This is a genomic window from Myxococcus sp. MxC21-1 (assembly GCF_032612255.1).
Lineage (GTDB): Bacteria > Myxococcota > Myxococcia > Myxococcales > Myxococcaceae > Myxococcus > Myxococcus virescens.
The window spans coordinates 7,107,790-7,126,359 of the sequence record NZ_CP123278.1; the positions used below are offsets into that span (position 1 = coordinate 7,107,790).

An 18,570-nucleotide genomic window follows, 5' to 3' on the forward strand; every position below is an offset into this window, starting at 1 on the left:
GGTCTACTCCCAGGTGATGACGTAGTCAGCGCCCGTCACGCCGCGAGGCGTGCCCACCACCCGGCTCTTGCAGCCGACGACGCTCAGCGCCTCCTTCAAGACGCCCTCATGGTACTGCACCGGCTGCATGTCCCCGTGGAAGGCCAGGCGCACCTGCTTGTCTCCCAGCGCGGCGAATTCGCGCCGGCCATAGTTCACCAGCGTCGAGTACGCGGTGGGCGCGTGGGAGAGGAGCCGCTTGGGGTCGCCCTTGCCGATGAGCCGGTTGAGCGTCTGGCCCACCGTGGACTGGAAGAAGTGCGTGACGGCCGCGGCCCCGCAGGCCCGCACCGCGTCCTCCATGGAGCCGTAAATGGGCGTGAGCGCTTCCGACGTCGCGTACAAGAGGCGCAGGGCATCCACGGCCGGGTAGGAGAAGAAATCCACCGGGGAGCGCTTGAAGAAGGGCTCACGCAGGCGCGTGGCCGCCTCCACGCCCAGCTGCTTCTCTGTCAGGTTGAACACCGCGTTGAAGACGAGCCCGCGCACCGTGTCGTCGGGACGGATGACGGCCAACCGTTGTTCGAGGTCGTTCTGCGGAAAGCCCATGGCGGATTGCTCTCTACATCAATCCGTCTCCGGGTTGGCGCGCCATCCACCGGCAGGCAGTCCGCCGCCCTTCCAGGTGAGCTGTCCCCCAGGGCTGGGACGCGCTTTACCGATGCGATGCGAGACACGGCTGCGCTAGCCTGACGCACCTTCGCGAACCCGGGAAACCCCGGTGGCCGCGAAACCATGAACCCGCAGCAACTCCGTCCAGAGATACCCAGCGCCATGGCCCCTCCTGCCTCCGCCTCCCAGCAGCCCCGCCCCGCCCAGCCGGCCACGACCGACGACAGCGGGCTCGGGCACGACGCGGCCAGCTTGCGCCGTTCCTTCCTCGACCACGTCCGCTATTCGCGCGGAAAGAACTACGAGTCGTCCACGCCCCATGACCGCTTCATGGCGCTGTCGCTCGCGGTGCGTGACAGGCTGGCGGACCGGTGGGTGAAGACGTCGCGCACGTATTACGAAAAGGACGTCAAGCGCGCCTATTACCTCTCCGCCGAGTACCTGCTGGGTCGGGCCCTGGGCAACAACCTGCTGAACCTGGGGATGTACGAAGCGGCCGCCGAGTCGATGCAAGAAGTGGGGGTGGACCTCACCAACCTGCTGGAGATGGAGCCGGACGCGGGCCTGGGCAACGGCGGCCTGGGGCGCCTGGCCGCGTGTTTCATGGAGTCGCTGGCCACCCTGGCCTACCCCGGCATGGGGTACGGCATCCGCTACGAGTTCGGCATCTTCACGCAGGACATCGTCGACGGGTACCAGGTGGAGCGCGCCGACGAGTGGCTCAAGTTCGGCAACCCGTGGGAAATCGTCCGGCCGGAGAAGGCGGTGCCAGTGCGCTTCTTCGGGCGCGTGGAGCACCACCAGGGCCCGGATGGCCGTCCCGTGGCGCGCTGGGTGGGCGGCAAGACGGTGGTGGGCGTTCCGTATGACACGCCCATCGCCGGGTACCACAACAACACCGTCAACACGCTGCGGCTGTGGCAGGCGCGCGCCTCCGAGGAGTTCGACCTGCTGCTGTTCAACGCGGGCGACTACGAGCGCTCGGTGGTGGAGAAGAACGACTCGGAGGTCATCTCCAAGGTCCTCTACCCCAACGACGCGTTCCAGGCCGGCAAGGAGCTGCGGCTCAAGCAGCAGTACTTCTTCGTCGCGTGCTCCATCGCGGACATCGTCCGGCGCTACCTGAAGAACCACACGGACTTCAAGGACTTCTCCCGCAAGGCAGCCATCCAGCTCAACGACACACACCCGGCCATTGGCGTGGCGGAGCTGATGCGCGTGCTGGTGGACGAGAAGCGCCTGCTCTGGGACGAGGCGTGGACGATTACCCAGGAGACGTTCGGCTACACCAACCACACGCTGCTGGCCGAGGCGATGGAGAAGTGGCCGGCGACGCTCTTCGAGCGGCTGCTGCCCCGCCACCTGGAAATCATCTACGAAATCAACTCGCGCTTCCTGCGGCAGGTTCAGATTCGCTACCCGTACGACCAGGAGAAGATGCAGCGGATGAGCCTGGTGGAGGAAGGGGCCGAGAAGAAGATTCGCATGGCCCACCTCGCCGTCGTCGGCAGCCACAGCGTCAACGGCGTGGCCGCGCTGCACACCGACCTGCTGCGCCGGGACGTGCTGACGGACTTCGCGTCCATGAACCCGGAGCGGTTCAACAACAAGACGAACGGCGTGACGCCGCGCCGCTGGCTGGCATGGTGCAACCCCCGCCTGTCCAAGCTGATTACGTCCCGCATCGGCGAGGGCTGGGTCACGGACCTGGACAAGCTGACGAAGCTGGAGGCGCACGCGGAGGACCCGGACTTCCGCAAGGCCTTCCGCGAGGTGAAGCGCGCCAACAAGGAAGACCTGGCCCGGCACATCCGTGACTTGCGCTGGGTGCAGCTCAATCCGGACGCTATCTTCGACGTGCAGATCAAGCGCCTGCACGAATACAAGCGCCAGTTGCTCAACGCGCTGCACATCGTGGCGCTGTGGATGAAGGCGCGCAGGGATCCGTCCACCATCATCCACCCGCGGGCGTTCATCTTCGGCGCCAAGGCGGCGCCGGGCTACCACCTGGCGAAGCTGACCATCCGGCTCATCAACGGCATCGCCGAGGTGGTGAACAGCGACGCGGGCACCACGGGCCTGCAGGTGGTCTTCGCCCCCAACTACCGCGTGAGCCTGGCCGAGCGCATCATCCCCGCCGCCGACGTGTCCGAGCAGATCTCCACCGCGGGCATGGAGGCGTCCGGCACCGGCAACATGAAGCTGATGCTCAACGGCGCGCTGACGCTGGGAACGCTGGACGGCGCCAACGTGGAGATTCGCGACGCGGTGGGCGATGAGAACTTCTTCCTCTTCGGCCTCACGGCGGACGAGGTGATTGCTCGCAAGCGCGAGGGCTACCGTCCGCGCGACGAGTACAACCAGCACCAGGAACTGCGCGAGGCGCTGGACCTGATTTCCACCGGCTTCTTCTCGCCGGAAGACAAGCACCTCTTCAAGCCGCTGGTGGACAGCCTCCTGGAGGAGGACCGCTACCTCATGCTGGCGGACTTCCCGTCGTACATGGCGAAGCAAGAGGACGTCGCGCACGCCTACAAGGACGCCGACGCCTGGGCGCGCAAGTGCATCATCAACGTGGCGCGCGGCGGCATCTTCTCCTCGGACCGGACCATCAAGCAGTACGCCGAGGAGATCTGGCGCATCCAGCAGACGCCGGTGGACCCGTGAGCGCAGGGCCCGCATCGCCATCCCTCCCATCCGGTGACGACGCCGGCCGGAGGGCACTGGAGGACGTGGTGCGGGCCTTCACCGACGCCTTCAACCGCGACGATCTCGATGCGGTGATGGCGTACTTCACGCCGGACGCGCTGTACGAGACATACGACGGGAAGCAGTGCCGGGGCCTCGCGCAGGTACGTGAGGCCTTCGCCGCGCAGTTTCGCGGTGACTTCGGGCGCATCCGATTCCTCACCGAGGACATGGTGGTGGATGCGCCCGCGGGCAAGGTGGTGCTGCGCTGGCGCTGTCAGCACGAGGTGTCCGCGCGCCGCGGCCCGCGCCAGCTCATGTACCGGCTGATGTACGGCCAGCACTTCGGCTGGTACGGGATGGACGTCCTGCACTGGGAAGCTGGACGTCTGCGCGAGAAGCGGACGTACGCCCAGGCCGGGCTGCCCCTGGTGCGACGTGGGAGGCCTTGAGGTCAGGCCGGGACGGGCTCAGCGGCTCCAGCGGGCGTCGTAGGCCGTGTACCCGCATCTGGAGTTCGCCACGTCCTGACAGTCGCCCCAGGCGACGCCACCTGCGAACTCCCACGGAGCAGATGGCGCCAAGGCCGTAGCCCTCACAGACAGCCTGCTCCGCCGTGGTCAGCGTCGAGCCGCCAGCATCCCAACCCACCCACTGCGCTATACGGAACACATCCACGGTGGTCCGCTGAGCATCAGCGGACGTCCGAGGCCTCCGACTCCGCTCGAAGGACTGGGGGGTGATTGGCATTGGAGCCGTCCCGTCCGAGGACCTGACGGCATGAGCCTGCAAGCCAAACGCGTGCTGGGAACGAGCGCCGCCATCCTGGGCCTGCTCGTGGGCTGGCGACTCCTCCCCGCTGGCCATACGTCTGGCGCACCTCCCTCCCCTGGCACCACGAGTCCCCGCGACCGCGCCCGGCCTACGCTTGTGGGCGCCCCGGCGGGCCGTGCGCCGCCCATGTCAGGCGCCGTCAACGCAGCAGCCCCGGCGGCAGAAGCCCTGGCCTCGGAGCTGGAGGTACTGCGCCTCTCGCTGCTCGAGCGCTTCGGCTCGCGCCTGCACGAACCGTCCGTCCAGCTCCGGATGCTGGAGCAGCTCATGCGGTATTTCCAGACGCGCTCACCGGACCGGTGGCGAGAAGAACTCCAGACATTCCTTCGCAAGGCCTTTCCCGGCCAGTACGAAGCGCTGGCCACCCTGCTGCGCGACCGCCTGGACTACGAGAAGTGGGTGAAGGACAACGACGCCTACCTGCGAGGGTTGGACTCGAAGCAGCGCCGTGCCGCCGTTTGGGATGCGCGCAACCGCCTCTTCGGGAAGGAGACGGCGCAACGCCTCTGGGATTCGGAGCTGAAGCACCAGGCGCTGGTGGACGCGCTCCAGGTGATTGATGCGAGGCAGGACCTGCCCCTCACGGAGAAGCTGTCTGCCTACAAGGCGCGGCTGGGAGAGGTCTACGGAGACGGGGCACCAGCGCAGCTCGCCCGGCATCCGCAAGAGACGATGAATCGCTTCCTGGCGCTGCCCTCCGTCCAACGTGAACTGACGGGCATGACATCAGCCGAACGCGCGCGCAGCCTGTGGGCCGTGCGCCAGGAGATGGGGCTGAATGACGAAGCGCTGCGGCGATGGGACGCGCTGGACCAGACACGGGATGCCCGCTGGGAAGCGGGCCTCCAGTACATGGCGGAGCGCGAGACCCTGGCACGGACGCTCTCCGGCGATGTGCTGGAGGCCCGCCTCCAGGAGGTGCGCGCCCGCTACTTCGGCACCGAGGCGGACGTCATCGCCCAGGAAGAGGCCAGTGGCCTCTTCCGCTTCACGCGCCCCCGGCAGTGGGGGCGCAACTGAAACGCGGACGGGACGTCACGCCGCCTGATTGAGCCACTCCTCATAGGCGCGGAAGTCGTAGTCGCGCCCCAGGAAGGCATTCACCAGCCGGGCCGCGTCGTCGGAACCACCCGGCTCCAGCACCGCGCGCCGGTAGGCCTGGGCGGGCTCCGGGGACAGCATCCCCTTCTGCTGGAACACCGTGAACAGGTCCTTCGCGATGACGAGCGACCACATGTACGTGTAGTAGTTGGACGAGTACCCGTCGAGGTGGCCGAAGGAGAGATGGAAGTAGGTGCCCTCCACGTACGGGAAGGGCGTGAACTTCCCCTGGAGCTCGCGCACGAGCGACACCGCGTCCACGCCCTCCGGCTTGCGCCGGTACAGCTCCAGGCTGAGCGCCGCGTAGAACATCTGCTGGCGCACCCACAGGCCCTTGCCGAACTCCTCCGCGCGGCGCATGCGCTCCACCACGTCCGCGGGGATGGGCTCGTTCGTCTGGTAGTGCTTCGCGAACGTCTGGAGGCTGGCGGTGTCACGCGCCCATTCCTCCAGCATCTGCGACGGCGCCTCCACGAAGTCCCACTCCGTGCGCACGCCGGACACGCCCGCCCAGCGCGTGTGACCGCCGAAGATGTGGTGCAGCAGGTGGCCGAACTCGTGGAAGAAGGTCTCCACGTCGCTGTGCTGGAGCAGCGCGGGCTCCGCGCCCGGACGGGGGAAGTTGCAGACCAGCACCCCTTCCGGCAGCCGCCGGCCCGACTTCCCGCTGGTCAGCGTGAACTGGGCCGCGTGCTTGTACTTGTCGTCGCGCGGGTGCATGTCCAAGTAGAAGCGCCCGCGCAGCGTGGCGCCCTCGAACACGTCGTAGGCCTCCACGTCCGGGTGCCACACCGGCGCGTCCGCGACGCGGCGGTAGGTGACGCCGAACAGGCGCGCCGTCAGGTCGAGCACGCCCTGCTTCACGCGCGTGTACTCGTAGTAGGGCCGCACCACCTGCGAGTCGAAGGCGTACTGCTCCGCCTTCACGCGGTCCTCCAGGTACGCCTGGTCCCACGGATTGACGCGCTCGGCGCCAGGGACGTCACGGCGCTTGCGCTCCAGCAGCGTGGCGTAGTCGCGCTCCATGCGCGCGCCGGACGCGGCGGCGATCTTCTCGATGAAGTCCGAGGCGGCCCCCTCGTCCCGAATCATCTTGTCCTCGGTCGCGTAGGCCGCCCAGTTCCGGTAGCCCAGCAGCGTGGCCAGCTCATTCCGGCGGGACACCATGCGCTGCAGGACGTCCGCGTTGGCGGGATGGCCGCGCTGGCGGAAGACGCGCCACATCTGCTCGCGGGCCTGGGCATCCCGCGAGTACGTCATGAAGGGGACGATGTCCGGGTAGTCCGTGGTGATGCGCACCTTACCGTCCGGCCCGGGCGGGTGGGCGCGCACGTAGTCGTCAGGCAGGCCCTCCAGCGCGGACGGCGCCAGCGCTTCCGTGCGCGTGTCCTGGCGGATGTTGCGGCTGAACTCCTGACCGATGCGGACCAGCTCCTCCTGGAGCGCCTTCACCCGGGCGCGGGTGGCGTCATCCCGGTCCACGCCCGCGCGGCGGAACTCCCGCCGCACCTTCTCCATCCACTTCCGCGTGGCGGCGTCCTCGCCAGACAAATCCAGCGCGGCCAGCACGTCATAGACGCCCCGGTCCATGCGGATGTCGTTGCTGAGCGTCTCCAGTGCCTGCTCGGCGGCCTCGGCGGCCTCGCGCATGGCGGCGTCCGGATGCGCATGGCGGGCGACGCTGGCGCGGGCTCCCGCATCGTCGAGCGCGGCCGTGGCCTCGTCGTAGAGCTCCAGCACCTCGCGCGTGACGTAGGGGGCGGAGGGCCTTGAGCTGGGCGATTCCCGCTCGTGCGGCGGCCATGGCCTCCTCACCGGCACGCGTGAATTCGGCCGGTGGGCAGGTGACGAGGCGGGCGGCGTCGGGGACTTGGCTCTCTGACACAATCTGCTCCTGGACGTGATGACGGAGAATGTACGGCCGCAAAGGTAATGCGCCGGACGCCGGGGAGCAGCAGGGATTGGCGGCGGAAGTGCGAGAGGCCGCCCGGCGCATGCACGCCCGGCGGCCTCCGTGTGAAACGCGGTGCTTCGAGCCCGGCTACGGCTGCTCTATCGGGCGCAGGGCGTTCTGTGGCTGACGGACGGCCCGGGTGACGACGTCCGTGCTGTTGTTGTTCGAGTCCCAGCCGTTGCCGAAGGACGCGTCAGCACCGCCATCCGCCATGGTGACAGGGGTCGAGGTGCTCAGGGCCTTTCGCTCCAGGCTGCCGCCCACCGCGGGGTGATTGGGCGCAGCGGTGCCCTCGGGCGAGTTACCGCTGCCCCACGCCACCTTGTCTACCGCCACGTCATTGACGGCGGCCGTCAGGCCAGGACCGATACGAACATGGCCACCCGCCGTCGTGGACGACGAGACGTCGAACGAATAGCCCAGATCCCGCGCCACGGGGCCGCTGTAGTTGGCGCCCCCCAGCAGGAAGTACCCGTGGGCGCGGATGACAGTCCCGGCGGGGATGGTGACGGTGCCGGAGTACGAAGGCCCTGTCGCAGACTTGTACTGCACCAGCCAGCCGCCGATGTTCACGTCGGCGTTCGTCGGGTTGTAGAGCTCGATGAACTCATCGGTCGCCGCGGCACCGCCTCCGTTGCCGCCACTCACCTCGCTGATGACGACGTGATTGGCCACGGCCGGCGGCGGCACCACCGTCACCGTGCCGTAGTTGCCCGTACTGCCCTGAGCGACGACGCCGTCCTGGTCGCAGTACACCCACGCCTGGGCCGCCGCGGGCCCCTGGGTGAAGCGGTAGCGGAAGCCGTAGATGTAGTTGCCCGGCGCCGAGATGTTCAACGGAGCCACCAACTCATCGTCGTTGCCCGGCGTGGCGAAGCCCGCGTTCGGCTCCGCCGTCACCCACGTCCACGAGGCGGGTGACGAGGCATCGGTTCCGTAGCCCAGCTCCGCCACGAGGTGCGGGAAGCCGTCGTTGCCGTTCTGGTTCCGGGTGCTCACCTGGGGCTCATAGAACTGGCTGTAGACGGACTCCGCGCGGCCCGCCCGGATGGGGGTAGCGAAGGACTTCGGATACTGAATGGCGCAGTGGTCCACCGGGCTGGAGATCTCCACACCGCAGGACGCGTTGGCGCCGCCCGGCGTGCCCCGTCCACCGCCAGGAAGCACCTCCTCCGAGTCACACCAGTACCAGGCGTGCTGGCTGGCCCGCGTGCCCACCACCACGGACGACAGGTTCATCGAGCGCCCCGTCGTCTGCGGGAAGGAGGCCGAGTACGCCACGTCATCCACCACGGTGGCGCCCATCTCGACGAAGAGGTGCCCCGAGTGGCCAAGCTCGAAGAGCGTGCTCCCGTAGCCGTACTGCGCCACCACGCCGCCGTTGGTGGCCGCATCCGTGTTGCTCGCGAGGACGAAGGTGCCCCGGCCCGGGACGATGAGGGGCCGGTCGCCCGGCGTCAGCACACTGAAGTCCGTCTCGCTGCCCGCGCCATTGTCGAAGCGGATGCGCAGGTTCGCGATGTCCCGCGGTCCGTCGACGGTGCTGGTCAGCTCGATGTATTCGGTGGTGTTCGCGTCCGGGCGGTGCATCACCTCGCTGATGACCAACTCACCCGCCACGGGCGCGGGCGCCGTGTCACAGACACCGGCGATGCAGACGCCGTCCTGCCCCGGGCAGACCTCCGGGGTAGCCGTGTACTGGCACTCCGCCAGACCCGCTGTCACCACGCACGCTTCCGCGTACGCCACGCGTTGCACGCCGTCCTCGTCACACTCCGGCGCGCGAGGCGCGCAGACGATATCGCCGCAGGGGCCCGGCACTGCGATGGAGACGAACGCCACGGTGCTGCCGTTGTTCGCGCCGTCGAAGACGCGGAGCGCGAAGTACCAGGTGGCCGCCTGGGACGGCGGCAGCGCGTGAATCACTTCCTCCGCCTGTCCCGGCGCCCGTGGCGCCGCCGTGGGCACCTCGCTGGCCAGCGCGAAGCTCTGCGGGTCAATGGGCCCCGCGCTGTAGCGCAGCTCGTAGCGCGCGGCGTTGCCCACGACGCCGTTGTCTCCCGTGGCCAGCCACGTCAGGCGAACCGTCGTGTTGTCCACCAGGCTGGCGCTCATCACGGGCTCGGCGGGCGCGACGTCGTCGGTGATGGTGACCATCGAGTCAACGGAGGGCAGCGCCGGGTTCTCCGTGGTCGCGGAGAGGACGAAGCTGCCCGCCTGGTCCACCGTGAGGTCGCTGAAGACGGCCACGCCCGCCTCCGGCGCCACCGTCAAGGTGCCTCCCAGCGTCACCCCGACCGCCCCCACCAACTGGAGCGTCACGGACGGCGCCGTGACGTTCGAGACGTTGCCGAACGCATCCTGCAAGGCCACCCGCGTCGCGGACAGCGGCTCCAGGACGGTGCCCGGCTCCGGAGGCGCGACGAACGCGAGCTGCACGGGCGCGCCCGCCTCCACGGTGAAGTCGGACGTACCGGACACCGAGGCAGCGCCGTCCGTGAACGTCACCGACTGCGCTCCCGCCGTCTCGAAGGTGATGGTGAAGGTGTGCGCTCCCTGGTCCGCCGCGGTGTACACGTGCGCCGACAGGGGCGCAGCCTCCGAGTCCGTGGACGCGGGCGCCACCGTTCCCTCGTACGCCGTCAGCACGTTGCCGAAGCGGTCACGCGCGGAGACGGTGAAGGATTGAGGCTCGCCCGCGACGATGGCCTCCGTCGGCCCCGCGACGGACAACGCCGCGAGGAGCCCGGGCTGCACCGTCACCGAGGCATTCCCAGTCAACGTCGCCGTCGTGGTGTCCGTGACGACGAGCTGACCCGTGCCCACTGTGGCGAACTCCACATTGAAGAGGCGCTGACCGGCGTCCAACTCGGTGAAGGTGTAGTCCGAAGGCACGGTGGCCTGGGCGTCCCCTGGAATCTCGAAGTGGACGGTGCCCCGGTAGCCCGAGGCGAGGTTGCCGTGGACATCCCGCACCGACACGGTGGCCCCCACGGGCTCGCCCGCGCGGGTCGTCGATGAGTCCAACTGCACCGTCAACTGCACAGCGGGGCCGGACAGGACCTGGGTGTTCACCGTCGCCGCCAGCTCCGTGTTGCCCACCTCCCGCACCGTCACCGAACGCGCGCCGGAGGTCACCAGCGTCACCGAGAACGCGCGCTGCCCCGCGTCCTGCCCGGGAACAAAGGTGTAGTTCGCGGGCAGCGTCGCCCCCGGGTCATCCGATTCGAAGTGCACCGTGCCCGTGTAGCCCGTGACGATGTTGCCGAAGCCGTCGAGCGCGGTGACGGTGAGGCTCTGCGCCTCGCCGGCCTCCACTTCCGCGGGAAGCGCGCTCAGCTCCAACACGGCGACCGCACCGGTGCTCACCTCCACATCGAGCATGTCGGTCAGCCCCGGCCGCGCCGTGTCCACCACGGCGACGCTCTGAGGCCCAGAGGTCAGCAGCCTCACGCCGCTGAAGGTCCGCCGGCCCGCATCCGCCACGGTGAACGTGTAGTCGCCAGGCAACTCCGCCTCGGCGTCAGTGGACGAGAAGCGCACCGCGCCGGTGTAGCCCGTGGCCACGTTGTCGAAGGCGTCATGGGCCGTCACCACGACGCTGCCCGCGGCGCCCGCGGCCACGGGTGAAACAAGGCCCGTGAGCGCCAGACGGACGGCGTCGCCCGGCGCGATGGTGAACGTGTCGCTGGGCTCCGAGTCCAACCCCGTGGCCGCCGCGATGAAGCGGTGCGTTCCCGCCTGCTCCACCACCACGCCCGAGAAGGTCGCCACGCCCGCGACCGCCGCCACCTGCAACGGCGTGAAGCCGGGCTCATCCTCCAGCGTGAGCGTCACCGGCGAAGTGGCCGTGGTGACGACCTGTCCGTCGTCATCCAGCAACGAGACGCGGATGTCCGGCTGCGTGGCACCCGCGTCACCATCCGCGGGCTGCTGGGAGAAGACGAGCCGCGTGACGCCCTGCACCTGCGTCTGCACCATCAAGCTGGAGGAGCGGACCGCGTTGCCCTGGTTGTCCGCCACGCGCAGCGCCACGTAGTAGTTCGTGCCGGGCTGAAGGCCCGTGAGGACGGCGGACTCCTGCGTACCGGCCTCCGCGGGCTCGCCCAGACCGCCCACCGGCGTCGCCTGGTTGAAGTCCGTATCCGTCTCAATCGGGTTCAGCGAGTAACGCAGGGCATGCGACGCGGCCCGCCCCTGGTCGCCGTCATCACCCACGGCCATCCAGGACACCGTGACGCTGTCGGGCGTGGCCGCGGTCGCCGCGAGGACAGGGATGGCGGGGAACACATCATCGATGATGTCGATGTCCATGCTCGTGGCGGGCGTCAGTCCATCCGCGGTGGCCTGAAGCTGGAAGCGGCCCTCCGTGTCCACGTGCACGCTGGAGAACGACGCCAGCCCCTCCACGGGCGCCACCTCGGTGACACCACGCAGTGGCACGCCACCCGCCGGCACCAGGGACAGCGTCACCGAAGGGGCGCCCACGGGCGTCTGGTTGCCATGCGCATCCTGGAGCACCACCTCCACGGCGGTCAGCGCGGCGCGAACGGAGGCATGCGAGGGCACGCGCGCGAAAGCCAAGGCCGAGGTCCGGTCCGCCGCGACGCGAACGTCCTGGCGCCCCGCCAGTCCCGCTTGCGCGGCGTCCTGTACATCGACACGCTGGGTGCCCGCCCGCCGCAGGGTGATGCCCGTGAAACGGAAGCGGCCCGCGTTCACCTCCGTGAAGGTGTGCCCACCCGGCAGCGTGGCCGTGGCGTCCGAGGACTGCACGCTCAGCGTGCCGCGATAGCCACTGGCGACGTTGCCGAACGCGTCACGCACCGTCACCTCCGCATCATGCGTGGAGCCCGCGATGGCGGTCTGCGGCAGCCCCGTCACCTCGACGGTGGCGGCGGCGGCCGGCGTCACGTCGAACGAAGGGCTGACCGCGCCCTCGACGCCGGTGGCCTCGGCCTTGAGCTGATAGCCCAGGCCCGCGCGCGTCAGCACCACTTCCTGGAAGCGGGCGACGCCGTCCACGGCCTGAGCCCGGAGCGTGCCTCCCAGCGAAGCCCCACCCGGGCCCGCGGCCAGCGAGAGCGTCACCTCCCCCGTGACGGATGGAACCGGGCGGCCGTCGGCATCCCGGAACTCGACGTCCAGCCCGCCAATGGGTGCACCGGCTCGGGCCGACAGCGAGGCCGCCGCGAAGGCCAGCCTCGAGGCCCGCAGCGCGGTGAAGCCGACGACGGGACGCGAGCCCAGCACCACCGCGCCTCCTCGGCATCCACCGAGGCCGTCACCCGCTTCGAGCCGCCTCGCGTGGACACCACGGACGCGGTGGCCACGCCCTGGGCATTCGTCCGGTCCGCGGGCTGCGTCACGGTGTTCCCGTCGCCGGAGACCTCCACCCGCACCATGCGGCCCTCCATGGGAGCGCCGTCCTTCTGCCGCACCGTCACGGTGATGGTGACCCGGTCCACGCCGTCCGCCAGCACCTGCTCCACCCGGTCCACCTGCACCGTGGAGAGCGCCGCGTCGGGCAGAGACTTCGCTAGCGGCGGGAGCGGCGACGTGGCGCTGTCACCACACCCCACCAGCACAACGCCGAGGCACAGCACGCCCAACCCCAGCAACCGGGTGAGCGCGAGAGGACAACGGGACATGAGCGGCTCCGGGAACGAACGGACCCCGCACGGAAGAGAGCACTCGCGAGGTCCCAGTGCCTTCTACCAGACAAGTCCCTTCACCACGTAGACCTCCACCAGAGCTTTGCATCCCGGGTGGAACCCACGGGGCTATCGTGACCCATGCCCCGTTGAGTACGTCCCCACTACATGCCGAGCGCGGCCATGAGCGCGCCGCCGCCCAGCAGGGACTGGCCACCGTCGCAGACCATGATGGAGCCGGTGATGTAGGACGAGCCTTCCGACGCCAGGAAGAGCGCGAGCTGGGCAATGTCCTGCTTCTTCCCGAAACGCTGGAGCGGCAGGGCCTGGGCGAGCTTGTCGCGGCCCTCATCGCTGGGGGCGAGCCGGCGCATGCCTTCCGTGTCGTCGATGGGGCCGGGGGTAATCGCGTTGACGCGCACGCCGGAGCCACCCCATTCAATGGCCAGCACGCGGGTGAGCATGTCCACGCCGGCCTTGGCGGCACAGACGTGGGCCTGCATGGCCATGGGGAGATAGGCCTGGGGCGCGGAGATGTTGATGAGGGACGCGCCCGGCTTGCGCAGGTGCTCGAAGGCGGCGCGGCTGATGTTGAAGGTGCCCAGCACGTCGATGTCCATGACGGCCTTGAAGCCGTTGGACGACATGCCCAGCGCGGGCGCGGGGAAGTTGCCGGCGGCGCCACACACGACGACGTCCAGCTCACCGTAGGCCTCGCGCACCGTCTGGAGGGCCTTCTCCACCGCGGCATAGTCCCGGACGTCGGCGGCCACGCCCATGGCGGTGCCGTGCGCCTGAAGCCCCTTCACCGCGGCCTCGAGCTTCTCCACGTTGCGGCCGTTGATGGCCACCTTGGCGCCGGCCTTCACGAAGGCCTCGGCGATGCCGAGGTTGATGCCACTGCTGCCGCCAGAAATGAACGCCACCTTGCCCGCGAGCAGCCCGTCCCGGAACACGCCATCAGCCATTTGGACCCGTCTCCTGTGGAAGCAACCGGGCAGGGACTTGAACAAACCTGCCGCACTGCGTCCATGACGTTCGCCGGACGGACAGCGGAACCCGGGGCCGTGTGTTAGAGGTCGCGCCATGACCCGCCGCCGCCCCGAAATCCTCGCCCCCGCTGGGGACCTCGACTCGATGAAGGCCGCGCTCGCCAGTGGCGCGGACGCCATCTATTTCGGATTGGACGAAGGGTTCAACGCACGCGCACGCGCGGAGAACTTCTCGCTCGCCACCCTGCCGGAGACGCTGGCGCTCGTGCACCGCGCCGGCGCCCGCGCCTATCTGACGCTGAACACCCTGGTCTTCGAGCCCGAGCTCCCGGTGGTGGAGAACATCCTGCGCCGCATCGCCGAAGCCGGCGTGGACGCGCTCATCGTCCAGGACCCCGCGATTGCGCTGGTGGCCCGCGCGGTGTGTCCGCAGATGGAGGTCCATGCCTCCACGCAGATGACCATTTCGAGCGCGGAGGGCGCGCGCTTCGCCAAGGGACTGGGCGCCACGCGCGTGGTGGTGCCGCGCGAGCTGTCCGTGGCGGAGATTCGCCGGCTGGCGTCGGAGACAGACGTGGAGCTGGAGGTCTTCATCCACGGCGCGCTCTGCATGTCGTGGAGCGGTCAGTGCCTCACGAGCGAGGCGTGGGGTGGACGCTCCGCCAACCGCGGTCAGTGCGCGCAATCGTGCCGGCTTCCGTACGACCTGGTGGTGGATGGCCAGACGCGGGAGCTGGGCGACGTGCAGTACCTGCTCAGCCCCAAGGACCTCGCGGGCGTCATGGCGGTGCCGCAGCTCGTGGAGATTGGCGTCCACTCGCTGAAGATTGAAGGCCGGCAGAAGGGGCCTCAGTACGTCGCCACGGCGGTGCAGGGCTACCGGCGCTGGGTGGATGGCGTGTCCGCGGGGACGCCGGACACGGGGGCGCTGCGCAAGGACCTGGCGGACATGACGCTGTCGTACAGCCGGGGCTTCTCGCACGGTTTCTTCGCGGGCTCGGACCACCAGACGCTGGTGGAGGGGCGCTTCCCGAAGCACCGGGGCGCGTACCTGGGCCGCGTGGAGTCCGTGCACGGTCGTGACGTGCGCGTGGTGGACGACACGGAGGGCCGTCCCTGGACGGGCGGGCTGGGCCAGGACGACGAGAAGACGCGTCCGGATGCGCCCGTGGGCAAGGTGTCCTCTCCGCTGGAGACGGAGACACCGGTGGCGGCCGAGGTGTCACCCCGCCCCGGCATGGGCGTGGTATTCGACGACGGGCACCCCGAGGACAAGCACGAACCCGGCGGTCCGCTGTTCCGAGTGGAGCGCAAGGGCCGTGGATGGGTGCTGGGCTTCGGCAATCCCGGTCCGGACATGGGCCGGGTGAAGCCGGGCCAGCGCGTCTGGATGACGAGCGACCCGGCCCTGGCGAAGCGCACGGAGGAGCTGCTGGGGCGCGGCGAGCCCGAAGGCCGCGTGCCTCTGGAGCTGACCGTGACAGGCGCCGCCGGTTCGCCGCTGACGGTGCTGGGCCGGGCGCGCGGTGGACACGTCTACTCGGTGTCCAGCGAGGTGGCGCTGGCCGAGGCGCGCGGTGGTGGCATCGACGAAGCGCTGCTGCGGGACAAGCTGGCGGCCCTGGGCGGAACGCCTTTCACGCTGACGGAGCTGGATACGTCCGGGCTCGCGGCGGGGCTCCATTTGCCGGTGTCGGAGATGAAGGCGCTGCGGCGCCGGCTGGTGGCGGAGCTGTCGGAAGCCGTGGCGCGCGGTCCGGTGCGGACCGTGAACGAAGGCTCCACGCTGGAGTCCCTGCGCGCGTCGCTGCGTGAGCGCGTGCAGCCGACGCCCCGCGCCGTGGAGGACGTGCGCTTGCTGCCGCTGTGCCGCACGGACGAGCAGCTCGAAGCGGTGATTGCCGCGGGGCTGCCCGAGGTCGAGCTGGACTGGATGGAGCTGGTGGGCCTGCAGCGCGCGGTGGAGCGTGCGCGCGCGGCGGGGCTGCGCGTGACGATTGCCACGGTGCGCGTGCAGAAGCCGGGCGAGGAGGGCTACGACGCGCGCATCGCGAAGCTGAAGCCGGACGCGGTGCTGGTGCGGCACTGGGGCGCGATGATGCACTTCCTCGAGCGGCCGCCCGCGCCCGGGGAGACGCGCCCTGCCCTGCACGCGGACTTCTCGCTCAACGTCACCAACTCCGTGACGGCGCTGCATCTGCTGGGGCTTGGGCTGGACACGCTGACGTTCGCGCATGACCTGGACGCGGTGCAATTGGGGGCCATGCTGGAGCACCTGCCGGCGGAGCGCTTCACGGTGACGGTGCATCACCACATCTCCACGTTCCACACCGAGCACTGCGTGTATTCCCACACGCTGTCCCACGGGCGTGACTACCGGAGCTGTGGACGGCCGTGTGAGAAGCACCGCGTGTCCCTGAGGGACCACAAGGGGCTGGAGCACCCGGTGGTGGTGGACGTGGGGTGCCGGAACACGGTGTTCAACGCGCAGGCGCAGAGCGCGGCCTCGCTCGTGCCGTCGCTGCTCGCGCAGGGCGTGCGGCGCTTCCGGGTGGAGTTCGTGCGCGAGTCCCGCGAGGAGGCGTCGCGCGTGCTCTCCGCGTACCAGGAGCTGCTGGCCGGTCGCATCTCGCCTGCGGAGGCCGTGCGCCGCGCGGCGGTGCATGAACAGTTCGGCGTGACGAAGGGCACGATGAAGGTGCTCAACCCCACCTTCACCGTGCAGCGCTGACGCTGAAGCCCACCGCGTTCAGCGGGAGCCCGTGGGCACGGCGCGGCGTGAGAAGCGCAGGACGGCGCGGAACACGTCTTCCGTGTCGTCCGCGTCCATGCCCTGCTCCGTGGCCCACTGACGCCGGGTCTCCAGCAAGCTCGCCTCGCGCTCCGCGTCTGGCAGCGGGAGTCCGTGCTCGGCCTTCAGATGTGCGGCCTGCTGGATGAGCTGGGCGCGACGATTCAGCAGTTGCACCAGCTCGCGGTCCAACGCATCCACGCGCTCCCGGACGTCCGTCAGCCCAGGCGGCGCGGCGACAGGCTCCGGCGCGCCCGAGCGCCCTGATTCACAACCCAGGTGGAGCTGCGTGAGCGCATCCAGCAGCCGCACGCGTGCGTCCCGCGCGTAGGGGTTCTCCGACTGCACGACGCCGAAGAGGTGGGGCACCTCCAGCCGTGCGTACTCCTCCAGGCGGGCCACGGGCTGGAAGCTGGGCGGCGCGAAGGGCAGGTCCTTTCCGGCCTCCGCCTTGAGCAGCCCGTGGGCCAGGAAGAAGGTGAGCACATGCGTGCGCGCCATCAGCGCGTCATGCGCATCCGGCGACAGCTCCGTCACTTCACAGCCGATGCGTTCGAACAGTCCCCGGGCCTTGCGCACGGCCTCTGGGTGCAGCTCGTTCGGGCACACCACCGTGCGGCGAGGCAGGTCGCCCCTCGCCAGACTGGCCGGGCCGAACAGCGGATGCGTGCCCACCCAGGGGATGTCCCGCCCCAACACGGAGGCCAGCACCTGCACAGGGCGCACCTTGACGCTTCCGACGTCGAGCACCGTCTGCGCGGGCGACAGGCGCGGGCGAAGCTCCTCCAGCACCGAGCGCATTCCAGACACGGGCATGGCGAGCACCACCAGCCCCGCGCCCTTGATAGCCTCCGCGAGCGTCGCTGCCTTCAGTGCGTCGGGGACGTCGTCCTGGCGTGGCTCGAACACCCGATGCGGGATGCCCGCTTCCAGCAGGAGGCCAGACAGGGCACGGCCGAAGCGGCCGTACCCCAGCAGCGCGATGCTCTCCGTCATGTCGCCGGACTCCGAATCCCAGGCGCTCCTGGAATTCTCGCATTTCCAGCGCAAGCGGAGGAAGCCCCTCGGCCCGGGGGCTCAGCGCCCCTGGAAGTGAGGGGGACGGCGTTCCACGAATGCGGAAAAGGCTTCGGCCAGGTCATGGGACTGAAGGAACGCGGAGTTCCACACCGCCACATAACGCAGGCCATCCGCGATGGATTTGTCCGCGCAGTACTCCATGACCTGCTTGGCGCCTTGGACAACGAGCGGGGCATTCTCGGCGATGCGCTTCGCGGTCGCTCGGGCCTCCTCCAGCAGGGCCTCCGGCGTGGAGAACACCTCGTTCACCAACCCCATGCGCAGGGCGCGCGCCGCGTCCACGTCGCCACCGGTGTAGGCCAGCTCACGCGTGTGGCCCTCGCCGATGATGCGAGGCAGGCGCTGGAGCGCGCCCAGGTCGGCGACGATGCCCACCTTCACCTCGCGCAGGGAGAACTTCGCGTCCTGGGAGCAGTACCGGAAGTCACACGCGGCGATGAGGTCCATGCCGCCACCGATGCACCAGCCGTGCACGGCGGCGATGACGGGCTTGCGGCAGCGGGCCATGCCCTCGGTGGCCTGCTGCATGTCGCCAATCAGCGACAGCAGCTTCAAGCGCTCCAGGGCCAGGTTGCTTTCGCCGGTGAGCAGCGGCCCCAGGGACTCCATCATCCCCATGAGGTCCAGGCCGAAGGTGAAGTGCTTGCCCTCGCCGCGAACCAGCACGACGCGGACGGAGTCATCCGCATCCAGCGCGCGGATGGCCTCGGGCATCTCCCGCCAGAAGTCGGGCCCCATGGCGTTGCCCTTGCCAGGGCCGGTGAGCACCAGTTCGGCGACGCCTTCAGTCTTCTCGATGCGCAGCGACTTGTAGGTCCCGTCCAT

10 protein-coding genes and 1 pseudogene are annotated in these 18,570 nt (G+C 69.5%); 4 read left to right on the forward strand and 7 right to left on the reverse strand.

The genetic code is table 11. The annotated features are described in order from the left end of the window. Positions 1-3: 3 nt before the first annotated feature. Complete coding sequence (locus QEG98_RS31560) at positions 4-588, reverse strand: DUF2378 family protein (RefSeq protein WP_316563922.1); 585 nt, start codon at positions 586-588, stop codon at positions 4-6. A 225-nt stretch (positions 589-813) separates the two neighbouring features. Between QEG98_RS31560 and QEG98_RS31565 the strand changes: the two genes are divergently transcribed. The 3 genes from QEG98_RS31565 to QEG98_RS31575 all read left to right on the forward strand — a co-directional run bounded on the left by QEG98_RS31565 (position 814) and on the right by QEG98_RS31575 (position 5,193). Next, complete coding sequence (locus QEG98_RS31565) at positions 814-3,318, forward strand: glycogen/starch/alpha-glucan phosphorylase (RefSeq protein ID WP_316563923.1); 2,505 nt, start codon at positions 814-816, stop codon at positions 3,316-3,318. A gap of 65 nt (positions 3,319-3,383) precedes the next feature. Beyond that, positions 3,384-3,791, forward strand: a complete 408-nt coding sequence (locus QEG98_RS31570; RefSeq protein WP_316563924.1) for a nuclear transport factor 2 family protein — start codon at positions 3,384-3,386, stop codon at positions 3,789-3,791. A gap of 328 nt (positions 3,792-4,119) precedes the next feature. Next, a complete protein-coding gene (locus tag QEG98_RS31575) occupies positions 4,120-5,193 on the forward strand; it encodes a hypothetical protein (RefSeq protein WP_316563925.1) in 1,074 nt (357 codons plus the stop codon). Positions 5,194-5,208: 15 nt separating this feature from the next. Here the strand turns inward: QEG98_RS31575 and QEG98_RS31580 are convergent. From QEG98_RS31580 to QEG98_RS31595, 4 genes and pseudogenes are all read right to left on the reverse strand, one after another. Then, positions 5,209-7,270, reverse strand: a pseudogene (locus QEG98_RS31580) (M3 family metallopeptidase). A gap of 45 nt (positions 7,271-7,315) precedes the next feature. Next, positions 7,316-11,542: a lamin tail domain-containing protein gene (locus tag QEG98_RS31585; protein WP_316567995.1), complete on the reverse strand. Its 4,227-nt coding sequence runs from the start codon at positions 11,540-11,542 to the stop codon at positions 7,316-7,318. A gap of 773 nt (positions 11,543-12,315) precedes the next feature. After that, entirely contained in the window at positions 12,316-12,879 is a 564-nt protein-coding gene (locus QEG98_RS31590; RefSeq protein WP_316563926.1) for an Ig-like domain-containing protein, read from the reverse strand. A gap of 167 nt (positions 12,880-13,046) precedes the next feature. Continuing rightward, the gene (locus QEG98_RS31595) at positions 13,047-13,850 is read right to left on the reverse strand and encodes an SDR family oxidoreductase (protein ID WP_090490381.1); all 804 of its coding nucleotides are present in this window, start codon (positions 13,848-13,850) and stop codon (positions 13,047-13,049) included. Between the two features lie 118 nt (positions 13,851-13,968). On the opposite strand from QEG98_RS31595, the gene QEG98_RS31600 reads away from it, so the two are divergent. Next, positions 13,969-16,605 (forward strand): DUF3656 domain-containing U32 family peptidase, encoded by a 2,637-nt coding sequence (locus QEG98_RS31600; protein ID WP_316563927.1) that lies wholly within the window; start codon positions 13,969-13,971, stop codon positions 16,603-16,605. Between the two features lie 18 nt (positions 16,606-16,623). Here QEG98_RS31600 and QEG98_RS31605 read toward each other — a convergent pair whose 3' ends face one another. Further along, positions 16,624-17,661, reverse strand: a complete 1,038-nt coding sequence (locus QEG98_RS31605; protein ID WP_316563928.1) for a prephenate dehydrogenase/arogenate dehydrogenase family protein — start codon at positions 17,659-17,661, stop codon at positions 16,624-16,626. Positions 17,662-17,742: 81 nt separating this feature from the next. Then, positions 17,743-18,570: a crotonase/enoyl-CoA hydratase family protein gene (locus tag QEG98_RS31610; protein ID WP_316563929.1), complete on the reverse strand. Its 828-nt coding sequence runs from the start codon at positions 18,568-18,570 to the stop codon at positions 17,743-17,745.